Below are 25,974 nucleotides of genomic sequence, written 5' to 3' on the forward strand. Positions count from 1 at the left end.
AAACCGGTGCAAAATGCATCGGTTTTTCAAGCGGAATAGTCACGTTTTGAAAAAAGTGCTATAATGAACAAATGCAGTGATTGGCCTGTCTTCGTTTCAAAACATTGGACGATACATATACTATATGTAGCAGGCTAGAGAATGTTGGAGGTTTAATGATGACAACATATCATTTTGTTGGAATAAAAGGCTCGGGAATGAGCGCCCTCGCACATATTCTTCATGATAAAGGATATAACGTTCAGGGTTCTGATATCGAAAAAACATTTTTTACACAAAAAGCGCTTGAAGAAGCAGGCATTGTTATATTGCCTTTTAATGCAGACAATATTCAAGAAGGCATGACGGTTATTGCCGGTAATGCGTTCAGTGATGACCATGAAGAAATAAAAAAGGCAGAAGAAATAGGTGTGCCTGTTGTTCGCTACCACAAATTTTTAGGTGATTTTATTCAAAACTTTACGAGTGTAGCGATAACGGGTGCTCATGGAAAGACATCGACGACCGGGTTAATGGCGCACGTTGTGAGTGGAGCCGCACCAACATCCTTTTTAATCGGAGATGGAACAGGGAGCGGGGCGAAAGAGGCCAAGTATTTTGTGTTTGAAGCATGTGAATACCGCCGCCACTTTTTGTCCTATTCACCAGATTATGCAGTCATGACAAATATTGATTTTGACCATCCAGACTATTTTGCCGATGTTGATGATGTGTTTTCTGCTTTTCAAGAAATGGCAAAGCAAGTGAAAAAAGGGATTTTTGCTTGCGGTGATGATGAATACTTACAGGGAATTCAAGCGAACGTACCTGTTGTCTTTTATGGATTCGGTGAAGAAAATGATTTTCAAGCCCGAAATGCAACATTTGATGAAAATGGTACAATGTTTGACGTATTCGTACGTAATGAATTTTATGCAACGTTCCGTATACCAGGATACGGCGATCATAACATTTTAAATGCGCTCTCTGTCATCGGACTCTGTCATTATGAAGAAATTGATACGGATACCGTAAAAGAAAGGTTACTTACCTTTTCGGGAGTAAAACGCCGTTTTTCTGAAAAGAAAGCTGGGGATCAAGTATTGATTGATGACTACGCCCATCATCCGACAGAAATTCGTGCTACGATTAATGCAGCCCGGCAAAAATATCCGAACCGTGAAATTGTTGCTGTCTTCCAGCCTCATACATTTTCGCGGACGCAAACATTCCTTGAAGAATTCGCAGACAGCTTAAACAAAGCAGATGCTGTTTACTTGTGCGATATTTTCGGCTCTGCCCGTGAAAATCATGGCAAATTAACGATTGAGGATCTGCAGGAGAAAATCCCTGGTGCTCAGTTGATAAAAGAAGACGCCACGGAAGTCTTAAAGGATCATAAAGACAGCGTTCTACTATTCATGGGTGCGGGAGATATACAAAAATTCCAGGCATCTTATGAAAAACATATTATGTAAATGGAAAAGCGCCTTCGCCAGTTTTGGCGAAGGCGCTTTTCTGTAATAAATCCTCTAGAGAATCAGTCTCATTTCAAATTATCCGGGTTTAGTCCGTCCAGTTCAGGTACAACAAATAGCCCGTCTTTTCGAATGCGTACACCGTCAAACCAAATTTCACCGCCTCCGTATTCAGGGCGTTGAATGTTAACCATGTCCCAATGGATATTTGAATGATTGCCGTTGTATGCTTCTTCGTAACACTCACCTGGCGTAAAGTGAAAGCTGCCAGCGATTTTTTCATCAAATAAAATATCCTGCATTGGATTTAAAATGTGCGGATTGACGCCTATCGCAAATTCGCCGACAAAACGAGCGCCTTCATCGGTATCAAAAATTGCATTAATCCGTTTTTCATCATTTGCATGAGCATCAACAATCTTTCCGTTTTCAAAACGCAATTTGACATTTTCAAACGTAAATCCGTTGTAAGGAGAGGGAGTATTAAAAGAAATGACGCCATTTACTGAATCGCGGACCGGCGCCGTATACACTTCACCATCGGGAATGTTTAAGCGGCCGGCACATTTAACCGCAGGAATGCCTTTTATCGAAAAAGTTAGATCTGTTCCGGGTCCTTTAATCTGTACTTGATCTGTCTTGTTCATCAAGTCGACAAGCGGATCCATCGCGGCATCCATTTTGCCGTAATCTAAGTTGCATACGTCAAAATAAAAATCCTCAAACGCATCTGTGCTCATTTTTGCAAGCTGGGCCATGGAAGGAGTAGGATAACGAAGCACAACCCATTTCGTTTTCGGAACCCGGATATCCCGGTGTACTTTTTTGCCGATGGTATTGCCGTGAATCTTCATTTTTTCGGCGGGAACATCGGCTTGTTCATTAATGTTGTCACCTGCGCGAAGTCCGATATAAGCGTCCATTTGCTTCATAACATGCGCTTCAAAATCAGCCATTAACTCATATTGCCCTTCAACTGCCCCCATTAAAAGCGAACGGTCTACACGGTGTTCCTTTAGTAAAACGAAAGGCCACCCTCCTGCTTGATATGTTTCTTCAACTAATGCCGTTACAAGTTCACGCTGCAGGCCGAAATTTTCAATCAGTACTTTTTCGCCTGGTTGAATCTGGCAAGAGTAGTTAATTAAGTTTGCCGCAAGCTTTTGAATTCTTGGATCCTTCATCAAAATTGCCTCCTTTTTGTCTTATTTATTTTACGATGCCTGCGAAATTTGTGCAAAAAGAAGGAAAAAAGAGGTCTTAACAAGAAATAAAATAATTAGTGTTTAGATTTAGCGGCACTGGGTAATTTTATTTAATATAACACGCAGGAGGTGTCCCGGATTGGAAATTATTCTTTACTTAAGCGCAGCCGTAGCGGCAATCGCGTTTCTTATTTTGGTCATTAATTTGTCCAAAACATTAAAATCAGTCGACAATACACTTGATACACTGTCCAGGACAGTAGATCGTCTTGAAGGACAATTAAAAGATGTGACAGCGGAAACGGCTGAACTGTTACATAAAACCAATGCATTGGCAGAAGATATCCAGCATAAAACAGAGCAATTAAACACAGTCGTATATGCAGTAAAGGATGTTGGATCCTCTGTGCATAATTTAAATCATTCACTGAAAAAGGTAACCACGACAGTTGCTTCTCAAATGGAAAAAAATCAGTATAAAATTTCTCAAGCTGTTCAATGGGGAAACGTCGTGAAGCAAATGGTTGATAAATTTAAAGCAGAAAGAGACCAGAGCAGCACAACGAAGACTTCCCCGATGCGCCAAGAAGCATTGCCGATTAGCACGAACCAGCAACATAATCAATAATATAAAAGGAGATTGTTATTTATGAGGAATAAAAACACATACGATCAATTTTCAAATAAAAAAAATGGCATCAATACTCAAAAACAAACTCAATATGATAATTTTGATTTAAATGCTGACCGTTACAATTACTCTGATGACACAATGAACACGAAAGATTTCATGATCGGTGCATTGTTTGGCGCATTTATCGGAGCTGGTGCGGCACTTATGATGGCACCTAAATCAGGTCGCGAACTGCGCGATAATTTGAACGTGCAGGCAGGTTCTTTGAAAGAGCGGGCAACCGCATTGACAGATACAGCAAAAGACAGGACTTCATCTTTGACAAAAACAGTTCAGGAGCAGTCTACGGCCCTCGTTGACAAAGTAAAATCAATGAAGCCAAGCGAAGATACAGCAAGTTCAGCAGCTTCGGAAGACGGATCATTTGTCGATAATGCGGCAAAAACATTAAAAGATAAAGTAGACTCAACTGCTGAAGCAGCTAAAACGAAACTGGATGAAACAAAAAAAGCATTTGATGAAGCAGAAAAGTCAACAAGTCCATCATCTGCTGACACTGATACTTCTCAAAAGCCAAAGTCAGAAGGATGGAGCGATCCTGCTGGTAAAGGAATTGATGAAAAGAAGCCGAATGGCGGTTTAAACAACACGAATACGACTTCAAGCAGAAGCAGCAATAATAAAAATAATAGCAACAGTAAAAATAATAATAAATTAAATAATAAATAAAAAAAGAGCCGGGGATTGTCCGGCTTTCTTTTTGAGTAAAGGAGATTCATGATGGAAAAAATTAATGACATTACTGAGTTTGAACAACTGCTCGAAGCAAAAGAACCATTTTTTTTATTAAAACATAGCACGACATGTCCAATAAGTGCAGCAGCATTTGATGAGTATGCAGCATTTTTAAATGCTGCAGGAACAAGTCAAAAAGGCGTATATCTTGCTGTTCAAGATTCCCGTGAACTCTCAAATTATATTGCGGAAGCGTCAAAAATTCGTCATGAATCACCGCAAGTGATCTTTTTTAAAGATGGAAAACCTGAATGGAACGAATCTCATTGGAAAATTACTAAAGACAATTTATCATCAATTCAATAAGGAATGTTGTCTGGACACTAGTTGTCCGGACTTTTTCACGCACACGCTTTAACGCTTAAAAGCGTTTAAGAAATAAAGCGTTTTTTCGTGACATTTTGAAGTGGATGATTTATAATAATTGTAATACCGCATGGCAGTAAATGGCTTGATGTAAGCTCATGCAATTAATTGCGGGAATATTTAGAATTAAAACAAGTGGAAGGATGAGGAAAGTGAGTAACCAGGAACTGGAACAGCTCAGAAATAGAGTGGATGAGATGAACGCCCAACTTTTAAAACTTATCAACGAACGCGCGGAACTTGTCCAGGAAATTGGCCGCGTTAAAGAAAAACAGGGCGTGAATCGCTATGATCCAGTTCGCGAGCGTTCAATGCTTAATAATCTTTTAGATAAGAATGACGGGCCCTTTGAACGGTCAACAGTTGAACACATTTTCAAAGAAATTTTCAAAGCAAGTCTTGAATTGCAGGAAGATGATCACCGCAAAGCACTTCTAGTTTCCCGCAAAAAGAAAAAAGAAGATACAATTGTAACGGTTCGCGGCCATCAAGTCGGTGACGGCAATGTAACATTTGTATTTGGTCCATGTGCGGTTGAATCTTACGAGCAGGTTGCAGAAGTGGCGAAGTCCATTAAAGGCAAAGGATTAAAAATGATCCGGGGCGGGGCATATAAGCCACGCACATCACCATATGACTTCCAGGGTCTAGGCGTAGAAGGCTTGAAAATATTGAAGCGTGTCGCTGATGAATTTGATCTGGCAGTAGTCAGTGAAATTGTTAACCCGGCTGACATTGAAACAGCCTGTGAATACATTGATGTTATCCAAATTGGCGCACGGAACATGCAAAATTTCGAGCTGTTAAAAGCTGCAGGTTCTGTGAAAAAGCCTGTTCTTTTAAAACGCGGATTGGCTGCAACAATTGATGAGTTCATCAATGCAGCAGAATACATTCTTGCACAAGGCAATGATCAAGTGATTCTTTGTGAACGGGGCATCCGCACATACGAGCGTGCAACACGTAACACACTTGACATTACGGCTGTACCAATACTGAAGCAGGAAACGCACCTTCCAGTCTTTGTAGACGTAACTCACTCAACGGGACGCCGGGATCTTCTTCTTCCAGCGGCAAAAGCAGGTCTTGCCATTGGTGCAGACGGCATCATGGCAGAAGTTCACCCGGATCCAGCAGTAGCGCTTTCAGACTCAGCGCAACAAATGAATTTGCAACAATTTGATGAATTTTATGATGAAATTATCAAATCAGTTGCGGTAAAAGCATAATTTTTAGACTCCTGTGTTTGCACAGGAGTCTTTTTTCGTTAATATAGAGAGAAAGAGACAAAAAGGAGCGAAAGCCACATGAATATTACCATTTATGATGTAGCGCGAGAAGCAAACGTATCAATGGCAACGGTATCCCGCGTAGTAAACGGAAACCCGAATGTTAAACCTGCAACTAGAAAGAAAGTAAACGATGTCATTGAACGTCTAGGATACCGTCCGAATGCGGTTGCCCGTGGTCTGGCAAGTAAAAAAACAACGACCGTCGGAGTCATTATTCCGGATATTTCAAACATTTTTTATGCAGAACTCGCTCGCGGCATTGAAGATATTGCGACGATGTACAAATACAATATTATTTTGAGCAATTCAGACCAGAATGAAGACAAAGAAATGCACCTCATTCAAACGATGCTCGGAAAACAAGTGGATGGACTTGTCTTCATGGGTAATCATATTAATGAAGAACACGTAAAAGAATTTGATCGTTCACCAGTACCGGTTGTACTGGCTGGATCTGTTGAGCAGTCAGGCAAAATAGCATCAGTTAACATCGATTATAAAGAAGCTGCTCGGGAAGTCGTCCAGTCATTAATCGATAACGGTCATAAGCGAATTGCCTATGTAGCGAGCCCTTTCCATGATGTAATTAATAAAGAATACGTGCTCTCAGCTTATAAAGAAGTACTTGAAGAAGCTGGTATTTACTCAGAAGAGTTTGTAATAGAAGGCGATTATACGTATGACTCCGGTATTGAAGCCTGGCAGAAGCTGAATGACGTAAGCGATCGCCCAACAGCTGTCTTTGTCTATAACGATGAAATGGCACTCGGAGTAGTCCATAGTGCGCAGGAAGCGGGCTTGAATGTACCTGCAGACCTTGAAGTAATCAGCTTTGACTCTACAAAATTGTCGCTAATGGTACGTCCCCAGCTGACGGCTGTTGTCCAGCCGTTATATGATATCGGAGCTGTTGCGATGCGTCTTTTAACAAAGTTAATGAACAAAGAAGAAGTAGAAAGTCCGGTAGTCGTTCTGCCGCACCGCATCGAAAAAAGAGGTTCAACAAAATCCTAATTATTTATTGAAGGATGGCTGAAAGAAATGAAAAAGCTGGACATGTTAACACCAATTGGGATTGCAATTGGTTTGACTCTTGTTGCGTTCGCTGTTATTTCAACCAGCGGTACGTCCGGATTTGCTTCATTTGTTGATTTTGCTTCTTTCATCATCGTCATTGGCGGCGTAACTGCAGCTTTACTGATTAATTTTACCTTGAAAGATATTAAGCGTTTTTTCCATGTTATGAAAGAATCATTTACAGAAGAACCGCACGATATTCCAAAATTGATTGATCGTCTTGTAAATCTGTCGGATAAAGCCCGTCGCGAAGGCCTGCTGTCTTTAGAAGAGAATCTTCGTATGGAAGATGAAGCGTTTTTACGAAAAGGCATAATGATGGCAATAGATGGCGTTGAACAGGAAGAACTTGTCGAGATTATGAATTCGGAAATTGATGTGTTAGAAGAACGGCATCGAAAAGGGCGTCTCATTGTTGAAAAAGCTGGTGAATACGCTCCTTCGTGGGGAATGATCGGTACATTGATCGGTCTTGTACTCATGCTGAAAAATTTAAATGATCCTTCGTTGCTTGGTCCCAATATGGCGATTGCGCTGTTGACGACGTTATATGGATCACTTCTCGCCAACCTTGTTTTTTTGCCAATGGCATCAAAACTGGAGTTAAAAACAGAAGAGGAAATTTTTTACCGTCAGATTGTGATCGAAGGGGTGGCAGGTGTACAGTCTGGTCAGAATCCCAATACGCTTCGTGAAAAATTGAGCGTGTTTTTAAAAGACACCAGCAGCAAGAAGAAGCCAAAAAAAGCTGGTGAGGCGGGTGAAGAATGAGGACAAGGCGCCGTAAACCGTCACAGAAAAGCAGTGCGCCGAAATGGATGGTGACATTTTCTGATCTCGTTACGCTCATTCTCGTCTTTTTCATTTTGATGTTTTCCATGTCTCAAGTCGATAAAGTAAAGTTTCAATCGATTGCAGAATCGTTCCGTGATGAGGAATCATTTAATGAAAACCCATCAATTGTACCCGGTGACTATCCGAATGAGGAAATTGAGCCTGGCGGCGAGGAGTCACTTGATAAATTGTATGAAGATGTGAAAGTATATTTGAAGAAAAATGGTCTGGAGGAGACAGCCAACGTCATTCGTGATGAGCGGGGCGTCGTTCTTGTATTAGAGGAGCAGCTGTTATTCGGGAGCGGTGATGCGTCATTAATGCCCGAATCGTATTCATTTTTAGCAGAAATCGGAAATTTGTTTGCAGATATGCCGAATATGATTAAAGTGGAAGGCCACACGGATAACGTGCCGATTCAAAGTGTTGTCTACCCATCTAATTGGGAACTATCCACTGCACGTGCATCGAGTGTTATTCGCTATTTTATCGATGAATTTACGCTTTCCCCGGACAGGTTTTCGGCAGTTGGCTACGCAGATACGAGACCGCTCGTGCCTAATACAACTGAAAAGAATATGCAAAAAAACCGCCGTGTCGAAATTATTATAACTGATCCGGCTTTAATAAATGAAACGAAAGCAGTGAGCCGTCTTAGTCGGCTGCACTGCTTTTATTTTTCTGATCGCGCAGCGGATATAGCAGCTTTTCCACTGTCAGTCGGTTTTTCTCTGTAATTTCCTCTTTTCGGGGGATGGCTGGATACATAGTAGCCGGATCGGTCCAGTCGACCGGGAGAGGATAAGGTGCTTTTTTCTGCCAATGTGAGATCCATTCCGCCGGCAGCTTGTCCGCTAAATGGGACTGCCCGCTCATTTCAAGCCAGAGAAGCGACCAGGCACGCGGAACGACACGCCATATGTCGTAACCGCCACCGCCAACAGCAATCCAGCGGCCATCGCAATATTCATGAGCTAGTTCATGGGCGAGTTCCGGAATCCGCTTATAAATGTTGATCGATGCTGATAAATGTGTAAGCGGATCGTAGTAATGAGAATCGGCTCCATTTTGTGTTAAAATAACATCCGGTTTAAAAAAATGAGTGACTTCTCGGAGTGTAGTTTCATACGACTCGAGCCACGACTCATCTTCTGTAAAAGCATCGAGTGGTACATTAAATGAATAGCCGTAACCTTGCCCGTGCCCCCGTTCATTAACATTTCCTGTTCCGGGAAAGAGATAGCGGCCTGTTTCGTGAATAGAATATGTACATACTTCAGGGTCGTCGTAGAAAGACCATTGAACACCGTCGCCGTGATGCGCATCTGTATCGACGTACAGTATACGTGCTTTATATGTTTCTTGTAAGTATTTAATGGCGACAGAGCTGTCATTATAAATACAAAACCCGGAAGCTTTTCCTCGGAATCCATGGTGGAGTCCTCCGCCGAGATGGATCGCATGGTTGGCTTTTTCCTGCATAACTTGATCCGCTGCCGTAAGGGTGCCGCCAACGAGAAGAGAGCTTGCTTCATGCATGCCTTTAAACATCGGTGTATCTTCCGTGCCGAGACCATATCCTTCACCGGCCGATTCAGACAATTCACCGCGGCTTGCTTTTTTAACTGCTTCTACGTATTCACTGTCGTGGATAAGTATTAATTCTTCGTCTGTTGCACTGCGAGGTTTAATTATGTGGCTGTCATTCAGTGCCCCCATTTTACGGAGCAGATCCATTGTTAGAGTAAGACGAAACTGATTGAAAGGGTGATTTTCTGAAAAACGATAGCGTAATAGTTGATCAGAATACACGAAGACGGCATCGAGTTTCATGGACATACTCCCGGCATATTGGGCCAGAGAACATGATGGCCCGCTTTTTTTAAATCGTCGATCACCCCGACTGGATTCATTGTCCGAACACGGAAGACAATAACTTTATAGTCTTCATCAATACGATCCGGATAAATAAGCACGCTGTGAATATTAGCACGCCGTTTGTTAAGAACCTGCAAAATTTCAAATAGCATTCCCGCTTTATTCGGGACTTTCACTTCAACACGCGAACCTGGCTGATTCACACCCGTTAACTCGACAAATGTGTGGAGCACATCTGTTTCTGTAATCATACCTACTATGTCGCCGTTTTGGACGATCGGCATGCAGCTAATGTTATGTTCGTAAAGGGTTGCTGCAATATCTTCCACAAAATCGAGCGGATGACCCGTAATGACATTTTCCTCCATAATTAAACTCAGTGGTTTATTTAATTCTTCCTCACCGACGTCTTTTTGCAGGATAGAGGGTGTTGCATCTTTAATATCACGGTCTGTAACGAGACCGACTAATACACCTCCTCCATCAGTGATGGGTATATGGCGGACTTTATGATCACGGCAAAGTTGAAGAGCTGTCGCAATCGTATCTTCCGGTGAAAGCGTATGTATGTCCATTTGCATTACTTCTTCTACAATCATAGGTCAGTCCCCCTTGACTCGTTAATACATAAACCGGTTCATAAAACGGATTTGATCGAATTTTTGAATGGAATCTTGGTCGACCCGCGAACCGATCCGCACCATTAAGCAATTTGCCGGATGGGAGCTGATTTCGGGATCATCTGTTGCATACCAGACCAATCCACCGGCATTCATCATCTTTTCCATTATCTTCCTGTATTCCCAGACGTTCAAACCCGTTCCTTTTAAATCCCAATGCCAGTAATATTCCGTTGTGATGGTGATATAATCTTCCATTTGGTCATCCATCATTGCGACAATAAGCATATTCTGACCCACTCTTGCTCCGCGGAATTCAGGAGCGACTTCTATTGCTCCGAGTTCGATTAAGTTTTCCATTTTTGCTTCAGACCATCTTTCGAGCGGGTCGGGGTATAAAAATGTGACATAGCCGACGATTGTATTTTCACGGCGGGAAATTATAATTCGTCCTTCTGGAAGTTCCGCAATTTCGATGAGTGCCTTGTGTTGAAGTTCGGGCTGGCGAAAGGCGGTCAGGCCTTCATGAAATTCATATTCTGCAAGAGCTTCCGCTGTCACAGGCCCTTCAATTAATAAAGTGCCAGAGGGTGTTTTTACTTCTTTTGAATGATATGTTTTACTATGCTCCATTGGGTCACCGCCTTAACATTAATCCTTACTTACCATTATACATAAATATGAAATTAATAAAGCGTTTTCAGTAAATTTTCAAAGAATCAACAAAATCTTAAAAAAAGAATTTTGAATAAATTGTGAAAATTTTCAATGTATTATATAATAGAATTGTATTATTCATATACATAAGGGGGAATCGGTCTATGAAATTGGAAGCGCTATCAGCGGAAAAGGGTAATTATAATTTGCAAAGTTATGAAGACACGTATGCTTCTTTTGATTGGAAAGAAGCAGAGAAAGCTTTTTCTTGGTCTGAGACAGGAAAAGTGAACGCTGCGTACGAAGCGATTGACCGTCATGCCGAGTCTGACAGAAAAGACAAAGTAGCTCTTTATTACAGGGATGCAAATCGAAACGAGCAATACACATTTGCTGATATGAAAGCCTGCTCAAACAAGGCAGCGAACGTATTGAAAGAGTATGGACGTGTAGAAAAGGGAGACCGCGTCTTTATTTTCATGCCGCGTTCGCCGGAACTTTATTTCTCGGTACTCGGTGCGATCAAAGCAGGAGCGATCGTAGGACCATTATTTGAAGCTTTCATGGAAGGTGCTGTGCGGGATCGTCTGGAAGACAGCGAAGCAAAAGTGATTATTACGACACCTGATCTCCTTGAACGCGTGCCAGTAAGTGAGCTGCCGCATCTTGAGAAAGTATTTGTCGTGGCAGACAATGTGAAAGAAGATGAGAAACATGTTGATTTCCTATCGAAATGGAACGATGCATCTGATAAATTCGATATTCAATGGGTAGATCGAAATGATGGATTGCTTCTTCATTACACATCCGGTTCAACCGGAAAACCTAAAGGAGTCTTGCATGTACATAATGCAATGATTCAACAATATCAAACCGCAAAATGGGTACTGGACCTGCAGGAAAATGATGTGTACTGGTGCACTGCGGACCCGGGCTGGGTAACTGGAACAGCATACGGCATCTTTGGACCATGGCTTACAGGCTCAACGAACGTGATTGTTGGGGGACGCTTCAGTCCGGAAGCATGGTACGGTACAATTGAAGAATATAAAGTAACGGTTTGGTACAGCGCACCAACAGCCTTCCGCATGTTAATGGGTGCTGGGGATGAAGTGGTGAAAAAGTTTGATCTTTCGTCGCTACGCCACATTTTAAGCGTAGGTGAACCACTCAACCCTGAAGTGGTCCGCTGGGGTAAAAAAGTATTCGATCTTCGCATTCATGATACATGGTGGATGACGGAGACTGGCGCACAGGTCATCTGTAACTATCCAGCAATGGATATTCGTCCGGGCTCAATGGGCAAGCCAATCCCAGGTGTAAAAGCAGCGATTGTTGATGATCAAGGAAACGAACTGCCGCCGAATCGCATGGGCAACCTTGCTATTAAAAAAGGCTGGCCGTCGATGATGGCGACAATTTGGAACAACGAAGCAAAATATGAATCCTATTTCATGCCGGGAGACTGGTACGTTTCGGGTGACTCCGCATACATGGATGAAGATGGATACTTCTGGTTCCAGGGCCGTGTTGATGATGTCATCATGACAGCGGGTGAGCGCGTGGGTCCATTTGAAGTAGAAAGCAAACTAGTTGAACATCCAGCTATCGCCGAGGCGGGCGTTATCGGGAAACCGGATCCGGTTCGCGGCGAAATTATTAAAGCCTTTATCGCCCTGCGCGATGGCTACGATCAATCAGATGATTTGAAAGAAGAAATTCGCCAGTTTGTCAAAACGGGTCTTGCAGCACATGCTGCCCCACGCGAAATTGAATTCCGCGACAAACTTCCAAAAACACGCTCAGGTAAAATTATGCGCCGCGTCCTAAAAGCATGGGAACTTGACCTGCCAACAGGCGATTTGTCAACGATGGAAGATTAAATGAGAAGCCGGAACTATCATTTGAGATAGTTCCGCCTTTTTTTGAGAACCACATGTACATGATTAGATGAATGGTGAAAAAGTTTCCTTAGAAGGGAAAGGACAGTCAAAAACAAAGACCGCCAAGGTTTGCATGACGGTGCAGTCATTGAACGATAAAGACGATTTGACAAACAGAAATAAGGCGGCTACAATGTTTTTTATATGAAATAAACAAGCGTTGAACGGAATCAGTAGTCTGCTGTCCCTGTTTTTAGAGAGCTTTCGGCCGGTGAAAGAAAGCACAAACAGTAGGATGAATTACCTCCCGGAGCTTTCGCCGTGAACTAAAAGTAGCGGTTGACGTAGCCGTCGTTACCGGTTTAAGTGGAGAATTTTTTTTCTCAAGCCTGGGTGGTACCGCGTGTTTAAGCGTCCCTGCATTAGAGCAGGGGCGTTTTTTTTGTTAAAAAAGGAGATGACGAAAATGGAATTGTTGGATGATTTAAAATGGAGAGGGATCGTTTATCAGCAGACAGATGAAGAAGGAATTGAAGAGTTGCTTAAAAAAGAAAAGATCACTCTTTACTGCGGTGTTGATCCGACAGCAGATAGCATGCATATCGGGCACTTGCTGCCATTTTTAACACTGCGCCGGTTTCAAATGCACGGTCATAAGCCAATCGTGTTAGTCGGCGGCGCAACGGGCACAATTGGTGATCCGAGCGGAAAAAAAGAAGAACGCACATTGCTGACGATGGAACAGGTGCAAAAAAATGTTGATGGTTTACGCGCGCAATTAGAAAAAATCTTTACAGTTGAAGGCGATAATGGCGCCACGATGGTAAATAATTATGACTGGACCGGTTCGATGGATGTTGTCACGTTCCTTCGAGACTTTGGAAAGAATATCGGTGTCAATTACATGCTCGCAAAAGATACCGTATCATCCCGTCTTGAAAGCGGCATTTCGTTTACGGAATTTGCGTATACCATTTTACAGGCAATGGACTTTTACTACTTGCATAAAAACCACAAATGCCGTATGCAAATAGGTGGGAGTGACCAATGGGGCAATATTACAACAGGTCTTGAGATGATCCGTAAAATGAACCCAGAAGGCGAGCAGGCATATGGCATGACGATCCCGCTTGTAACAAAATCAGACGGTACTAAATTCGGCAAAACGGAAAGCGGCGCAGTATGGCTTGATCCTGAAAAAACGTCGCCATACGAGTTTTATCAGTTCTGGATTAATACAGCTGATGCGGATGTTGTCCGTTACTTGAAAATTTTCACGTTCTTGAATCATGATGAAATTGAAACGCTTGAAGCGTCATTAGCGGCAGAACCTCACCTTCGCAAGGCGCAAAAAGCCCTGGCGGAAGAGATGACTCGCCTGGTTCATGGAGAGCATTCGTTAAAACAGGCGGAGAGCATTACGAAAGCATTATTCAGCGGGGACATAAAATCGTTGTCAGCGGATGAAATTGAACAGGGCTTGAAAGATGTGCCCACGTATGTACAAGAAGGGGAAATCCCGAATATAGTGGATCTTATCGTTGCGGCTGGAATTTCGCCATCGAAACGTCAAGCGCGTGAGGATGTGCAAAATGGTGCAGTATCCATTAACGGTGAAAAAATGACGGACACAGCTTATGTATTGTCTGAAGAGGACAAAATGGACGGACGATTTACCGTCATCCGCCGTGGGAAAAAGAAATACTACTTAATTCAATATAAATAAAAGTGAGCTGCTCATTAATATGAGCGGCTTTTTTGCATAAATCACACAACGTTTTAAAATAGTGATTTTTTCATACGTACGATGCAGGACAGATGAGGTTTTCGTAGAATTGAACCTTTGAAGCTAATATAAGTTGTTTTGTCGTGATGACAGCCATTGAAATGATCAACTATTATAAGCCAAAAGGCACGGAGGGGGTTAAAATGAAAAAAATCGTTGTACTGGACGCGGGTCATGGATTGCCTGATTTAGGAGCGATTGGTTACCTAATTGAGTATGAGTGGACGCTGAAAATTGTGAGAGAAGTGGTGAATCGTCTGCCTGATGAAATTAAAGTCGTACTTACACGCATTGGAAGAAGAGCACTTCATAAAGTGAAAACGAATGATCTTAACACCCGTTGTGCCATTTCAAATAACGCAAACGCGGATTTGTTTGTTTCCATTCATTTAAATGCGGGTGACGGAACGGGCTATGAAACATTAGTCTATTCACCGAATGAAAAAGGTAACGCTGTACATTCGGAAATAGCCAAAACATTAGGTAAATATGGTGTGAAAGACAGAGGAATCAAAATTCGAACTGATCTTGCTATTTTAAAAGATACAAAGGCAACGGCACTTTTGCTTGAATGTTTATTTTTGGATTCGGAAGAAGACGTAAAAAAACTTCAAAATAGCGCATTTTTCAGCGATTTTTGCCAAGCGATTGTTATTGGAATATCGAAAGCCCTTGGCGTTACAGTGAAAACAACGGTGGGTGAGGGTAATCGTGAGACCCCCTCCCGAATTCATAAAAAAGCAGTTGAATGGGCGAGGATGAACAGTATCTTTGACGGATCGGACCCAGCCGAACCGATTACCCGGCAGCAGGTCTTGCAGATGATTTATAATGACAATAAGCGCAAGGGAACGCTTTGATGGAAAAGCCTGTTCTACTCATAAGGGGGCGGGCTTTTTCTAATTTTGTAACGTTTGGGTTTTGAAATTGTTAGATGAATGACATAGCTTAAAAAAAATGGGGTTAGGAAAAGGTCTTTGACCATAGCCAAAAAGCAGCGTAAAAGAAATGAATAAATAAAAAACCCCACAAACGTTGATGAAACAACAATTTGCGGGGCTATTGACTTGCTTATTAACGAGAGTAGAACTCAACGATAAGCGCTTCGTTAATTTCAGCTGGAAGTTCTGAACGCTCAGGAAGGCGTGTAAATGTACCTTCAAGTTTATCAGCATCGAAAGTTAAGTAGTCAGGTACGAAGTTGTTTACTTCGACTGCTTCTTTGATAATAGTAAAGTTGCTTGATTTTTCGCGAACGCCGATTGTTTGACCAACTTTTACTTGGTAAGATGGAATGTCAAGACGTTTTCCATCAACAGTGATATGGCCATGGTTAACAAGTTGGCGAGCTTGACGACGAGTGCGTGCAAGACCTAGACGGTATACAAGGTTATCAAGACGTGATTCAAGTAGAATCATGAAGTTTTCGCCGTATACGCCTTTCAATTTGCCAGCGCGGTCGAACAAGTTACGGAATTGACGCTCAGTCACGCCGTACATGTGGCGAAGTTTTTGTTTTTCTTGAAGTTGTTGTCCGTATTCAGACAATTTTTTACGCTGGTTAGGACCGTGTGGACCTGGAGCGTAAGGGCGTTTTTCGATTTCTTTACCTGTACCACTTAATGAAATGCCTAGGCGGCGGGAAATTTTCCAGCTTGGACCTGTGTAACGAGCCATTATATGACTCCTCCTTCTGTGTTTTTATTTTGTTGTAAAATAAAAACCGGTGTGAATCCGACTGTCAGCACATTTTGTTTTCATGCACCATCGCCCTGCAGCAACGGGTTACACGATGCCCCTTTTCCGGATCGTGCCGGATAAAGAAACAAAATGACATCAAAACAGCGTACACATAGGCTGCATTTATTTTACACAAAGAATAGTATATAACGCACAAATATGACTGTCAACCTTTTCTCAAAGGAAGCGAACGAGCACATCTGTAAAATAGCTAAGTCCAGCTTCGTCTTCTTCATCAAACCGATTTATTTCCGGACTATCGATATCTAACACACCGATCAATTTACCGTCTTTTAAAAGAGGAATGACGATTTCCGATCGGGAGGCTGCATCACAGGCAATATGGCCTGGAAATTGATGAACATCTTCCACACGAAGCAGTTTTCTTTCGGCCGCAACAGTCCCGCATACCCCTTTTCCAAATGGAATGCGGACACATGCAGGAAGTCCTTGAAACGGTCCAAGCACAAGTTCGTTCCCGTCAACAAGGTAAAAACCGACCCAGTTAATCCGGTCTAAAAATTGACCGAGTAAAGCCGAGGCATTGCTCAAATTAGCAATCTGGTTCGGTTCACCGGCCAAGAGTGCTTCCAGTTGTTTTGCGACGAGTGAAAATTGCTCCTGTTTTGTTCCTGAATAATGTGCTGTTTGAAACATGATTAAACACTTCCTTCTATTATTATACGATTGATTTTGTCTAACCCCTGTCCAATCCCGGCTGCCGCGTGAGCATCAGATCCATACACAAGCGGAATACCTAGTAAATGAGCGGTGCGCGCAATGTTCTCAGGTGGATATGTTTCAAGGCAGAGCGGCTTAACGGCACCTGCTCCATTGTAATCCAGCGAATAGCCCCTTTTTTTCACGGCCTGTAAAATCATTGTGATACCGTCATTAAATGACGCATTGCAAGGATACATTTGTTGAAATTTATGCACGAGGGTGATATGACCAATCCGTCCCGGTTTATATGAACCGAGATTTGCTTCAACTGATTGTAACAATGTATCATAATACAGTTTATACACCGCTTCAACTGATCCGACTTTTCTTACGATATTGCCAAACTCATCTTCACTGAAATCAACACAGTAATAAGAGTCTGCATGCCGCAAGAAATGCACAGATAATATACTGTCATCGAGGTATGGCCCATATTCATTGAGCAGATCTGTTGTTTCATTCTCATAACCTTCAATAAAATCAACTTCAAGCCCGGTACGGATCCGGATCGTTGTTTCATACTGTTTTTTTGCTGACTCGACTTCTTTTAAATAATGATCTAAATCTGACCATTTCATTGAGCTGTCTTGTTCCGGTGCAGGGTCTTTGAAGTTTTTCGGCAGCGGTGCATGCTCGGTAAATGTGATATCGGTAAACCCATGTTGAATCGCACGTTCAATGTATTCATTCAATTTGTCTTTTGACCCGTGTGGACAAAAAGAAGTGTGAATATGGCCATCTCTGAACACGTATAAAAACCACCTTTTTTTCGTAATTAGCATCTATTTTGGCATTTTTTTGCGAAAACTGTACGAAAAAACACAAGTTCCCATCCAAAATATGCGCAGTCATGCTATTATTAATGAATAGTGAAATTATACGTAATTGAATTAAAGGGCGCAACGGCGTCTATTTTACATACATTTTATTTTATTCGTTGTAACGAGGGGGCTTATGATGGTGGAATTCGTCATTGGAGCGATAGTTGTCGTATTAATTCTGTTTATCTATTCAATGGTAAGCAGAAAGAAACATGAAGCAGAAATTGATCGGCTGGATATGAAAAAGACGGAGCTTTTGCATCGTCCTGTCAATGAAGAGCTGACAAAAGTAAAGCGTCTCAATATGACTGGCCAGACAGAAGCACTTTTTGACAGATGGCGTTCAGAATGGGATGAGATTGTGACGGTTGATATCCCGGCTATCGACGAAGAATTATTTGCATCTGAAGAGCATGTTGATAAATTTCGATTTGGAACTGCAAAAAAGACAAATGCCGAAATCGCCGCCCGCCTCGACCATATTGAACAAAAAGTCGATGGAATCTTAATGGAGCTTGACCAACTTGTCGGAAGTGAAGAAAAAAACCGGGCCGAAGGGGAAGAGGTGCATGCAAGGCAGCGTGAAGCCAGAAAACGGCTTCTTGCGCATCGTCATACGTTTGGGAAAGCAGCTCCTGTACTTGAGGTGCAGTTAGATGTATTAACAGGACGTTTCGATACATTTGCCGATTTAACAGAAGAAGGGAACTATTTGGAAGCGCGAGAGCTGTTAATGCAAATTCAATCTGAAATGGATATGCTGCAGCAAAAAATGGATCGAATTCCGGCACTTATGGCGGAAGTGAATCATACATTGCCTGCACAACTTGCCGAAATCGAAAATGGATACAAAGAAATGAAGCAGGATGGCTATTTACTTGATCACCTGCAAATCGAAAAAGAAATCGCTCAGTTGAAAGAAGGTTTAGCACGCTGCCGCGAATTTCTCATGAAAACAGAAGTGGAAGAAACGGACTTGATCGTCTCAGAGGCAAAAGACAGCATCGAATTTTTCTATGATCTTCTTGAAAAAGAGGTAATGGCAAAACATAATCTGTTTAAAGATGATGAACAAACAGGTTCAACCATTGAAAATATAAGTGAATACAATAGTAAGTTGATCGAAGAAACGGATATCGTGAAACAAAGTTATCAGCTGAACGGGGAAGAAGCCGGGGTACCACGCCGCTTGAAGGAAGAAATATATCATCTCGAAAAACAATATGAAATTTTACACGGACGTATTGCTGAAGAAAAAACAGCATATTCGTTTTTATATGATGAATTGAAAGATATTCAAGCGCGGATTGATGAAATGAAAAAAGAACAGGATGGGTTTGCGGCATTTTTGCAGACGCTTCGTAAAGATGAAGTGGAAGCAGGTGAAGAGCTTCAGTCATTGCGTTTACGGATACAGAATATTTCGCGAACTGTGAAACAAAGTAATTTTCCGGCTCTTCCAGATTACTATCGAGATTTGACGGAAGAAGCGAGCCAGCGTTTAAATGAAACAACTATGTATTTAAATGAAAAACCGCTTAATATGAAAGCGGTCCGGGAGAAACTGGATGCGGCAAATGGGGCGATTGATCTCCTTGCTAATAAAACAGATGAATTAATCGAGCAGGTTGCGCTATCCGAGCGTATGATTCAATTTGGCAACCGGTACCGCCGGACGCATCCGAATATCGGACCAAAACTGAATGAAGCAGAACTCGCTTTCCGCCACGCGGACTACGGAAAGGCGCTTGAATTGTGTGCGGCGGCAATCGATAAGGTCGATTCCAAAGGCTTAAAGAAATTTGATGCCCAATATAACGAAGAGCTGAAAAAATAGAAAAGGCCGTCTCGAAACAAAAGAGGCGGCTTTTTTTATGCGGTTGTGCTAACATGGATAGGTGAAAAAATGTGAGGGGTATGGAACATGATTTATTTTGATAACAGTGCGACAACAATGCCGGATGAATCAGTCATGGAGACCTTTTTGAAAGCGGGGACCCGCTATTTTGCGAACCCATCATCCCTTCATACACCGGGAATGGAGGCAGAGCGTCTTATTGAAAAAGCACGGGCGCAAATTGCTGGATTAATCGGTGCAGCGCAGGATGAAATTATTTTTACATCCGGTGGAACGGAATCTAACAACCTGGCCATCAAAGGAACAGCTGCTTTTTACAAAGGCCGGGGCCGTCATATTATTACGACATCGATTGAACATCCATCTGTCTATGAAGCATGCCGCGATTTAGAAAAGGAAGGATTCAGCATCACATTTGTGAATCCTGATAAAAATGGCGTTGTACAAAAAACAGATATTGAGAAGTCGTTGACAAAAGAGACCATACTTGTATCGGTTATGCATGTAAATAATGAAACGGGTGCTCTGCAGCCGATAAAAGAGATCAGCGAAATGCTGCTAAATCACCGAGCCGTTTTTCATGTGGATAACGTTCAAGGGTTTGGAAAAGTACCTCTTTCTTTGAACAACACGAGTATCGATTTATTATCTGTATCCGGTCACAAATTGCACGGATTGAACGGGACTGGTTTTTTATATAAACGGACCGGTGTAAATGTTGCCCCCTTATTGTCAGGCGGCGGCCAGGAAAACGGCTTGCGGAGCGGGACAGAAAACGCAGCGGGAATCGCTTCGCTTGCCAGAGCGGTGCGGCTGCTCCAAAATGATAATCCTGATGAGTTGCGCTGCATTACTCAATTTATTCGTGAACAGCTTGAAAGCAGAAAGTGGGCAGTTATTCATACGCCGATTCAGGCAGCTCCGCATATACTTAATTTTTCTGCATTGGGATTAAAGGGTGAAGTGCTTGTTCACGCATTAGAGCAGGAAGGGATCGTTGTTTCTACAACAAGTGCGTGCTCGTCAAAGCAAAACAAACCGAGTCGAACTCTTGCAGCGATGAATGTGAGTAGTGAACAGGCTGCCAGCGCGATTCGCGTCAGTCTGTCACGGTATAATACAATAGAAGAAGCAAAACAATTTATTGACGCATTGGACCGCGTTATACCGGTTCTCGCGAAAAAAAGGAATGAACGTACATGAACTATGATCGCATTTTAATCCGTTATGGTGAAATGTCGACGAAAGGCCGAAATCGGAGTAAATTTACAAATAAAATGAAATCAAATATAAAGCGTCTGCTCTCGGATGACCGTATACAAATCGAAGCACAGCGTGACCGCATGTTTATTTATTTAAATGGTGCATCCTTTGAGAAAGTAAAGGTGAATCTAGCTGATGTATCGGGTATTCAGTCGTTTAGTCCGGTCGTAAAAACGTCACAGGAATTGAATGAAATAAAAGCAGCGGCGCTGGAACTGGTAAAAAGGTCAATGAGTGGGAAGACGACTTTTAAAGTGGAAACACGCCGTGCAGATAAAACGTTTCCCTTGGATACACATGCGTTAAATCATGCCATTGGAGGTCATGTCTTGCGCGGTACTGAACAATTAACTGTTGATGTGCGTAATCCTGATATAACACTTGTTGTTGAAGTAAGGAAAGAGGCGGTTTATTTATCATGTGAAACGTATCCAGGAGCAGGCGGTTTGCCGGCTGGTGCTGCAGGGAAAGCAGTGCTGCTGTTATCTGGTGGTCTCGACAGCCCTGTTGCAGGCTACATGATGATGAAACGAGGCGTAGAAATCGAAGCAGTCCACTTTTTCAGCCCTCCATATACGAGTGAACGGGCAAAGCAAAAAGTTGTTGATTTAGCGGACACATTGACGAAGTTTGGCGGTAATATCCGGCTTCATATTGTTCCATTTACACACATTCAAGAAACCATCCATAAGCAGGTACCGGAAAACTACACGATGACGTCTACGCGCAGAATAATGATGCGTATTGCGGATCGTATTCGTCAACAGACTGGCTCACTTGCACTTGTGACGGGTGAGAGCTTGGGACAGGTTGCAAGCCAGACGATGGAAAGCATGGCGGCGATTAACGATGTGACGAATACACCTGTCCTGCGTCCACTTATAGCTTCGGACAAGCTTGATATTATGGAGATTGCCCGAAAAATCGGTACGCACGATATTTCCATTTTACCGTTTGAAGATTGTTGTACGATTTTTACACCGGCAGCACCCAAAACACGGCCTAAAACAGAGAAAGTCCAGTTTTTTGAAAGTTTTCTGGACTTTGACCCACTGATTGATCAGGCAATCCACGATACGGAAATCATCATGCTGCCGAAAAAAGCAACAGAATTGGACGATCTATTGTAAGAAGACCGTGCCTAAAAAAAGGCACGGGTTTTTATTGCAATATATTTCGAGTTCAGAAATAAATGGGGTGTAAAAATGGGGAATGAAATGAAATCAGGTATACTGTTTACAGCAAGTTCATTTATCATATGGGGGCTTATTCCGATTTACTGGAAACTGATCAGCAGTGTGTCATCGTATGAAATACTGGCGAATCGGATTATCTGGTCCTTCGTTTTTATGATCATCCTGCTTCTGCTAATGAAAAAGCTGGCACCGCTTCGGGATGTACTGATAGAAGTTAAAACACATCCGAAAAAGTCAATCGCTCTATCCATTGCTTCGTTATTAATTAGTATCAACTGGTTCGTTTTTATTTGGGCGGTTAATCATGATCATATTATTGAAACGAGTATGGGGTATTACATTAATCCGCTTATGAGTGTGCTTCTGGGCATCGTCGTGTTAAAAGAAGCGCTCTCCAAAACACAGCTTCTATCTTTTCTGCTCGCCGCGACAGGTGTCCTCATAATGACATTTTCGTATGGTTCATTTCCATGGGTTTCATTATCGCTTGCGGTATCCTTTGCATTTTATGGACTGGCGAAAAAAATGATAAAAATGGATGCAGCAGTAGGTTTGACGATTGAAACTGCGGTTGTCATGCCCTTTGCGATTCTTTTTCTAATCTATGTATCTATGAAAGGCAGCATCAGTTTGTTTTCAGGTGATGTAAAAACGGATCTGCTACTAATGGGCGGCGGCATCCTGACGGCGATACCATTATTGTTATTTGGGCACGGGGCTCAAAAAATACCGCTTTATATGATTGGATTTTTACAATATATTGCTCCGACAATGACACTTCTTCTTGGTGTCCTCGTCTATCATGAACCATTTACATCCTCGCAGATATTGTCGTTCATGTTCATTTGGAGCGCACTAGCCGTCTTTACATTTGGACAGATAAGAGGTCCGCAAAAGAAAAAAGCGGTCATTTAACTCTTTTTCATTGCAATCATGGCAATTTTTTCAGTATGATATAGGTATAATGCTGAATTTGGAGGGAATTATATATGGCAAACGTAACATTTAAAGGAAATCCAATCACATTGATTGGCAACGAAGTAAAAGCAGGTGATAAAGCACCAGATTTTACTGTGCTTGCAAACGATCTTTCTGCGGTGACTCTTGCAGATTCAGCTGGTAAAGTCCGCTTAATCAGCGTTGTTCCTTCAATTGATACTGGTGTATGTGATGCTCAGACACGTCGCTTTAACGAAGAAGCAGCGAATGTAGACAATGTTGAAGTGTTGACGATTTCAGCTGACCTTCCATTTGCTCAAAAACGCTGGTGTGCTGCTGCGGGTCTTGAGAATGTGAAAACATTGTCTGATCATCGTGACTTTTCTTTTGCTGAAGCATATGGCGTCGGCATGAAAGAACTTCGTCTACTAGCACGCTCTGTATTCGTGGTTGATTCTAACGATACGGTTACATATGTGGAATACGTTGGGGAAGGAACAGACCATCCGAACTACGAAGCAGCTATCGAAGCAGCGAAAGCAGCAAACTAATTCAGTACGGCCTAGTCTCAGCCGGCTTTGACATTCTTGTCGGAGCCGGCTGTTTTTTGCGAAGTGAAAGAGAGGATTTTTATTATGAATCAACAAGTAACAGTTGAACAGCTTTTTTCTACGTTTGATGAATCAGCTATTATACTCGGTCGAGCATTGTCGGTCACCTATCTCGAAGCACTCGGTGAAACAGCGGAAAATTTGTTTCATGGATATGTTCTTCAGGAAGAACTTACAGAAATAGATAAAAAACGGGTTCAAAAATTGTATGACAATGCCCGTTTGGAACGTTATTCAAAAGAATCAATCCGCAAATCGTATCAGCTTGCGATTTTAAAAGGCATGAAAGAACATGTACAGCCAAATCATCAGATGACGCCGGATTCCATTGGGGTATTCATTGCGTATTTAATGAGAAAAAGCAATGGCAGTAAAAAGCCGTTTATATTACTTGATCCGGCAATTGGAACTGGCAACCTTGTCACGACCGTGTTAAATGAATTTGACGGTATGGTTGAAGCACACGGTGTAGATCTTGATGAAGTGCTTTTAAAACTGGCCTATGCAGGTGCAAACCTTTTGCGTCACCCGATAACATTATATAACCAGGATGCTCTTGAACCACTCTTGATCGATCCGGTTGACGTTGTTGTCTGTGATTTGCCAGTCGGCTATTATCCAAATGATGTTCGGGCAGCAGACTACCGGCTGAACGCGGACAGCGGTCACTCCTATGCGCATCATCTATTCATCGAGCAAAGTTTGCGCCATACAAGACCGGGGGGACAGTTGTTTTTTATCATACCAAACGGCCTATTTGAATCACCGGAATCAAAAAAATTACAAGCCTTTTTAACAGAAGAAGTCTATATTGAAGGAGTTATTCAACTGCCGGAATCATTGTTTAAAAATAAGCAGGCAGCGAAAAGCATTTTAATGATGCGTAAAAAAGCACCTGGTTTGAAAAAGCCAAAGGAAGTGCTTCTTGCGTCAATGCCTTCTCTGACAGATAAAAAAGCAACGGCTAGCATTGTGCAAAAAATTGACCGCTGGTTCAGCGATCATCAGAAAGGGTGACGTTTATGTGGACAGAACGGGACCATGCATGCTGGGACCGTCTCATGGATTGGGAACAGCAGCTCGTTTCGTATGAAGGAAATGATCTTGAGTATCAGGCGGCGAATGTGCTGGAGCGTCTCATACAGGAAATTCCCGAAGAGGTGCGGGATCGGACCTTTGCTTGGGTTGATCAGACCTTGTTTAATGTACACTCTCTTTTACAAGGTTCTCAGCAAAAGGAAGCCCGAGAACGTATTCTTGCATCAGCCCGCATTATCCGTGAGGATATTGAACATATACAGGACTTACGAAAATTGACGATCGATCAGCTTCGCTACATAAGCCGTCAGCAAATGACGCGTAATCGATTTTATTCAGCCGTGCAGGGTGCGATAACGGGAACCGGTGCGGCATTGCCCGTTGCGGCTGATTTTTTAGGGATGACTGCTGTTAATTTAAGGGCCGTGCAATTAACGGCTTTATCGTATGGATATGATGTTGAAATCCCGTTTGAAATGACTGCTTCATTAAATGTTTTTCATGCGGCCATGCTCCCGGATCGGTTAAAAGCTGAAGGATGGGCACAGGTTATTTCCGATATAGAAGACGGAAAAGAGCCTTTTTACTTTTATGAAGGTAAAGAACGGATGGCCAATGAAACATGGCTGGAAGAGCAGATCCGTCAAAGTATGAAAATTGCTGCGGTGATGGCCCTGCGAAATAAAAAGGTATTCAACATTTCGCTTTTATCTGTTGCAATCGGAGCGGGCGTCAATTATCGGCTGACGAAGAAAGTGACGGAATTTGCGGAAAGTTACTACCAATACCGTTATTTAAATGAAAAAAAAGAAAGAACCGGAAAGTGATGATCCCGGTTCTTTCGTCTGTTTAAGAATGTCTTTTTTCAATCGGATCTGAGGGATGTACATCCGGTACGGTACGAAACCAGAGCCATAAATCATTAATAATAGAAGCGAGTTCGCTTATTTCTGTATTAAGACGGCATGAAACGATGAAGTTCTCTTCATTATTTAATGCGGCTTGCTTTTCGTTGATACACTTTTCCAATTGTTGAATACGATCAGGGATTATGCCGCGGACTGCTTCCCATTTATGCATAATCTGCTGCTGTTTTTCAAGAGGATATTCTGTCCATTCGCGAGTCAAAACAGGAATCGAAATACCGAGCCGATCATCGTGCTGAAACATGGGTATCACCTACTAAAATATTTTTTTCTATATTAATAGAACTCAGTGAAAATGGCAAAATAGGCGTTTATACAGGATTTCTACATAAATACACAAAAAACTGTATTTTTTTATGAAAAGCACTTGAAAGG

At 42.3% G+C, this 25,974-nt stretch carries 26 protein-coding genes and 1 other annotated feature; of the genes, 18 read left to right on the plus strand and 8 right to left on the minus strand.

The window, feature by feature from the left end; all coding sequences use genetic code 11:
• Positions 1–158 precede the first annotated feature (158 nt).
• Positions 159–1,457: a UDP-N-acetylmuramate--L-alanine ligase gene (gene murC / locus BTO28_RS05635; protein WP_076764560.1), complete on the plus strand. Its 1,299-nt coding sequence runs from the start codon at positions 159–161 to the stop codon at positions 1,455–1,457.
• Positions 1,458–1,525: 68 nt separating this feature from the next.
• Here murC and BTO28_RS05640 read toward each other — a convergent pair whose 3' ends face one another.
• Complete coding sequence (locus BTO28_RS05640) at positions 1,526–2,641, minus strand: aminopeptidase (protein WP_076764561.1); 1,116 nt, start codon at positions 2,639–2,641, stop codon at positions 1,526–1,528.
• Positions 2,642–2,801: 160 nt separating this feature from the next.
• On the opposite strand from BTO28_RS05640, the gene BTO28_RS05645 reads away from it, so the two are divergent.
• The 7 genes from BTO28_RS05645 (at position 2,802) to motS (ending at position 8,397) form a co-directional block, all read left to right on the plus strand.
• The gene (locus BTO28_RS05645; RefSeq protein WP_076764562.1) at positions 2,802–3,290 is read left to right on the plus strand and encodes a DUF948 domain-containing protein; all 489 of its coding nucleotides are present in this window, start codon (positions 2,802–2,804) and stop codon (positions 3,288–3,290) included.
• A 21-nt stretch (positions 3,291–3,311) separates the two neighbouring features.
• Complete coding sequence (locus tag BTO28_RS05650) at positions 3,312–4,025, plus strand: YtxH domain-containing protein (RefSeq protein ID WP_076764563.1); 714 nt, start codon at positions 3,312–3,314, stop codon at positions 4,023–4,025.
• A gap of 51 nt (positions 4,026–4,076) precedes the next feature.
• A complete protein-coding gene (gene ytxJ, locus BTO28_RS05655) occupies positions 4,077–4,397 on the plus strand; it encodes a bacillithiol system redox-active protein YtxJ (RefSeq protein WP_076764564.1) in 321 nt (106 codons plus the stop codon).
• A gap of 212 nt (positions 4,398–4,609) precedes the next feature.
• On the plus strand, positions 4,610–5,686 hold the full coding sequence (locus BTO28_RS05660; protein WP_076764565.1) for a bifunctional 3-deoxy-7-phosphoheptulonate synthase/chorismate mutase: 1,077 nt from the start codon (positions 4,610–4,612) through the stop codon (positions 5,684–5,686).
• Between the two features lie 78 nt (positions 5,687–5,764).
• On the plus strand, positions 5,765–6,763 hold the full coding sequence (ccpA, locus tag BTO28_RS05665; RefSeq protein ID WP_076764566.1) for a catabolite control protein A: 999 nt from the start codon (positions 5,765–5,767) through the stop codon (positions 6,761–6,763).
• Positions 6,764–6,790: 27 nt separating this feature from the next.
• A complete protein-coding gene (gene motP, locus BTO28_RS05670) occupies positions 6,791–7,597 on the plus strand; it encodes a flagellar motor protein MotP (RefSeq protein WP_076764567.1) in 807 nt (268 codons plus the stop codon).
• Positions 7,594–8,397, plus strand: a complete 804-nt coding sequence (gene motS, locus BTO28_RS05675) for a flagellar motor protein MotS (protein WP_076764568.1) — start codon at positions 7,594–7,596, stop codon at positions 8,395–8,397. Before motP ends, motS begins: the two co-directional genes overlap by 4 nt.
• Here the strand turns inward: motS and BTO28_RS05680 are convergent.
• Genes BTO28_RS05680 through BTO28_RS05690 form a run of 3 tightly spaced genes read right to left on the minus strand, consistent with a single transcriptional unit; the run spans position 8,315 to position 10,791 of the window.
• The gene (locus BTO28_RS05680; protein ID WP_076764569.1) at positions 8,315–9,493 is read right to left on the minus strand and encodes an acetoin utilization protein AcuC; all 1,179 of its coding nucleotides are present in this window, start codon (positions 9,491–9,493) and stop codon (positions 8,315–8,317) included. The genes motS and BTO28_RS05680 overlap by 83 nt on opposite strands.
• Entirely contained in the window at positions 9,490–10,137 is a 648-nt protein-coding gene (locus BTO28_RS05685) for an acetoin utilization AcuB family protein (RefSeq protein ID WP_076764570.1), read from the minus strand. Before BTO28_RS05685 ends, BTO28_RS05680 begins: the two co-directional genes overlap by 4 nt.
• 21 nt (positions 10,138–10,158) lie before the next feature.
• On the minus strand, positions 10,159–10,791 hold the full coding sequence (locus BTO28_RS05690) for a GNAT family N-acetyltransferase (protein ID WP_076764571.1): 633 nt from the start codon (positions 10,789–10,791) through the stop codon (positions 10,159–10,161).
• 188 nt (positions 10,792–10,979) lie between these two features.
• On the opposite strand from BTO28_RS05690, the gene acsA reads away from it, so the two are divergent.
• The 3 genes from acsA (at position 10,980) to BTO28_RS05705 (ending at position 15,344) form a co-directional block, all read left to right on the plus strand.
• The gene (acsA, locus tag BTO28_RS05695) at positions 10,980–12,698 is read left to right on the plus strand and encodes an acetate--CoA ligase (protein ID WP_076764572.1); all 1,719 of its coding nucleotides are present in this window, start codon (positions 10,980–10,982) and stop codon (positions 12,696–12,698) included.
• Positions 12,699–12,909: 211 nt separating this feature from the next.
• Positions 12,910–13,120 (plus strand) — a binding site (T-box leader).
• A 44-nt stretch (positions 13,121–13,164) separates the two neighbouring features.
• Positions 13,165–14,424 carry a tyrosine--tRNA ligase gene (gene tyrS, locus BTO28_RS05700; RefSeq protein WP_076764573.1) on the plus strand — a complete coding sequence of 420 codons (1,260 nt, stop codon included), beginning with the start codon at positions 13,165–13,167 and terminating at the stop codon, positions 14,422–14,424.
• 203 nt (positions 14,425–14,627) lie between these two features.
• Complete coding sequence (locus tag BTO28_RS05705) at positions 14,628–15,344, plus strand: N-acetylmuramoyl-L-alanine amidase (RefSeq protein ID WP_076764574.1); 717 nt, start codon at positions 14,628–14,630, stop codon at positions 15,342–15,344.
• Positions 15,345–15,558: 214 nt separating this feature from the next.
• Here BTO28_RS05705 and rpsD read toward each other — a convergent pair whose 3' ends face one another.
• From rpsD to hisJ, 3 genes are all read right to left on the minus strand, one after another.
• Positions 15,559–16,161, minus strand: a complete 603-nt coding sequence (gene rpsD, locus BTO28_RS05710; RefSeq protein WP_076764575.1) for a 30S ribosomal protein S4 — start codon at positions 16,159–16,161, stop codon at positions 15,559–15,561.
• A gap of 240 nt (positions 16,162–16,401) precedes the next feature.
• Positions 16,402–16,881 carry a GAF domain-containing protein gene (locus tag BTO28_RS05715; RefSeq protein ID WP_076764576.1) on the minus strand — a complete coding sequence of 160 codons (480 nt, stop codon included), beginning with the start codon at positions 16,879–16,881 and terminating at the stop codon, positions 16,402–16,404.
• A 2-nt stretch (positions 16,882–16,883) separates the two neighbouring features.
• The gene (hisJ, locus tag BTO28_RS05720; protein WP_233129832.1) at positions 16,884–17,696 is read right to left on the minus strand and encodes a histidinol-phosphatase HisJ; all 813 of its coding nucleotides are present in this window, start codon (positions 17,694–17,696) and stop codon (positions 16,884–16,886) included.
• 211 nt (positions 17,697–17,907) lie between these two features.
• Between hisJ and ezrA the strand changes: the two genes are divergently transcribed.
• The 7 genes from ezrA to BTO28_RS05755 all read left to right on the plus strand — a co-directional run bounded on the left by ezrA (position 17,908) and on the right by BTO28_RS05755 (position 25,500).
• Positions 17,908–19,605 (plus strand): septation ring formation regulator EzrA, encoded by a 1,698-nt coding sequence (gene ezrA / locus BTO28_RS05725; RefSeq protein WP_076764874.1) that lies wholly within the window; start codon positions 17,908–17,910, stop codon positions 19,603–19,605.
• Positions 19,606–19,692: 87 nt separating this feature from the next.
• Complete coding sequence (locus tag BTO28_RS05730; RefSeq protein ID WP_076764578.1) at positions 19,693–20,829, plus strand: cysteine desulfurase family protein; 1,137 nt, start codon at positions 19,693–19,695, stop codon at positions 20,827–20,829.
• A complete protein-coding gene (gene thiI, locus BTO28_RS05735; RefSeq protein WP_076764579.1) occupies positions 20,826–22,019 on the plus strand; it encodes a tRNA uracil 4-sulfurtransferase ThiI in 1,194 nt (397 codons plus the stop codon). The genes BTO28_RS05730 and thiI overlap by 4 nt, the downstream gene beginning before the upstream one ends.
• A gap of 75 nt (positions 22,020–22,094) precedes the next feature.
• A complete protein-coding gene (gene rarD / locus BTO28_RS05740; protein WP_076764580.1) occupies positions 22,095–23,000 on the plus strand; it encodes an EamA family transporter RarD in 906 nt (301 codons plus the stop codon).
• 74 nt (positions 23,001–23,074) lie between these two features.
• Positions 23,075–23,575 carry a thiol peroxidase gene (gene tpx, locus BTO28_RS05745; protein ID WP_076764581.1) on the plus strand — a complete coding sequence of 167 codons (501 nt, stop codon included), beginning with the start codon at positions 23,075–23,077 and terminating at the stop codon, positions 23,573–23,575.
• Positions 23,576–23,659: 84 nt separating this feature from the next.
• Positions 23,660–24,652 (plus strand): class I SAM-dependent methyltransferase, encoded by a 993-nt coding sequence (locus tag BTO28_RS05750; RefSeq protein WP_076764582.1) that lies wholly within the window; start codon positions 23,660–23,662, stop codon positions 24,650–24,652.
• Positions 24,653–24,657: 5 nt separating this feature from the next.
• Positions 24,658–25,500: an EcsC family protein gene (locus tag BTO28_RS05755; protein ID WP_076764583.1), complete on the plus strand. Its 843-nt coding sequence runs from the start codon at positions 24,658–24,660 to the stop codon at positions 25,498–25,500.
• Between the two features lie 22 nt (positions 25,501–25,522).
• Here BTO28_RS05755 and BTO28_RS05760 read toward each other — a convergent pair whose 3' ends face one another.
• Positions 25,523–25,843: a hypothetical protein gene (locus BTO28_RS05760; protein WP_076764584.1), complete on the minus strand. Its 321-nt coding sequence runs from the start codon at positions 25,841–25,843 to the stop codon at positions 25,523–25,525.
• Positions 25,844–25,974 lie beyond the last annotated feature (131 nt).

Source organism: Domibacillus epiphyticus, assembly GCF_001975785.1.
Classification (GTDB): domain Bacteria; phylum Bacillota; class Bacilli; order Bacillales; family Domibacillaceae; genus Domibacillus; species Domibacillus epiphyticus.

Excerpts from the sequence above, each read along its gene's own strand:
- murC (WP_076764560.1), top strand. The coding sequence starts at position 159 with ATGACAACATATCATTTTGTTGGAATAAAAGGCTCGGGAATGAGCGCC.
- BTO28_RS05640 (WP_076764561.1), bottom strand. The coding sequence starts at position 2,641 with ATGAAGGATCCAAGAATTCAAAAGCTTGCGGCAAACTTAATTAACTAC.
- BTO28_RS05650 (WP_076764563.1), top strand. The coding sequence starts at position 3,312 with ATGAGGAATAAAAACACATACGATCAATTTTCAAATAAAAAAAATGGC.
- ytxJ (WP_076764564.1), top strand. The coding sequence starts at position 4,077 with ATGGAAAAAATTAATGACATTACTGAGTTTGAACAACTGCTCGAAGCA.
- ccpA (WP_076764566.1), top strand. The coding sequence starts at position 5,765 with ATGAATATTACCATTTATGATGTAGCGCGAGAAGCAAACGTATCAATG.
- motP (WP_076764567.1), top strand. The coding sequence starts at position 6,791 with ATGAAAAAGCTGGACATGTTAACACCAATTGGGATTGCAATTGGTTTG.
- motS (WP_076764568.1), top strand. The coding sequence starts at position 7,594 with ATGAGGACAAGGCGCCGTAAACCGTCACAGAAAAGCAGTGCGCCGAAA.
- BTO28_RS05680 (WP_076764569.1), bottom strand. The coding sequence starts at position 9,493 with ATGAAACTCGATGCCGTCTTCGTGTATTCTGATCAACTATTACGCTAT.
- BTO28_RS05685 (WP_076764570.1), bottom strand. The coding sequence starts at position 10,137 with ATGATTGTAGAAGAAGTAATGCAAATGGACATACATACGCTTTCACCG.
- BTO28_RS05690 (WP_076764571.1), bottom strand. The coding sequence starts at position 10,791 with ATGGAGCATAGTAAAACATATCATTCAAAAGAAGTAAAAACACCCTCT.
- acsA (WP_076764572.1), top strand. The coding sequence starts at position 10,980 with ATGAAATTGGAAGCGCTATCAGCGGAAAAGGGTAATTATAATTTGCAA.
- tyrS (WP_076764573.1), top strand. The coding sequence starts at position 13,165 with ATGGAATTGTTGGATGATTTAAAATGGAGAGGGATCGTTTATCAGCAG.
- BTO28_RS05705 (WP_076764574.1), top strand. The coding sequence starts at position 14,628 with ATGAAAAAAATCGTTGTACTGGACGCGGGTCATGGATTGCCTGATTTA.
- rpsD (WP_076764575.1), bottom strand. The coding sequence starts at position 16,161 with ATGGCTCGTTACACAGGTCCAAGCTGGAAAATTTCCCGCCGCCTAGGC.
- BTO28_RS05715 (WP_076764576.1), bottom strand. The coding sequence starts at position 16,881 with ATGTTTCAAACAGCACATTATTCAGGAACAAAACAGGAGCAATTTTCA.
- BTO28_RS05730 (WP_076764578.1), top strand. The coding sequence starts at position 19,693 with ATGATTTATTTTGATAACAGTGCGACAACAATGCCGGATGAATCAGTC.
- thiI (WP_076764579.1), top strand. The coding sequence starts at position 20,826 with ATGAACTATGATCGCATTTTAATCCGTTATGGTGAAATGTCGACGAAA.
- rarD (WP_076764580.1), top strand. The coding sequence starts at position 22,095 with ATGGGGAATGAAATGAAATCAGGTATACTGTTTACAGCAAGTTCATTT.
- tpx (WP_076764581.1), top strand. The coding sequence starts at position 23,075 with ATGGCAAACGTAACATTTAAAGGAAATCCAATCACATTGATTGGCAAC.
- BTO28_RS05750 (WP_076764582.1), top strand. The coding sequence starts at position 23,660 with ATGAATCAACAAGTAACAGTTGAACAGCTTTTTTCTACGTTTGATGAA.
- BTO28_RS05755 (WP_076764583.1), top strand. The coding sequence starts at position 24,658 with ATGTGGACAGAACGGGACCATGCATGCTGGGACCGTCTCATGGATTGG.
- BTO28_RS05760 (WP_076764584.1), bottom strand. The coding sequence starts at position 25,843 with ATGTTTCAGCACGATGATCGGCTCGGTATTTCGATTCCTGTTTTGACT.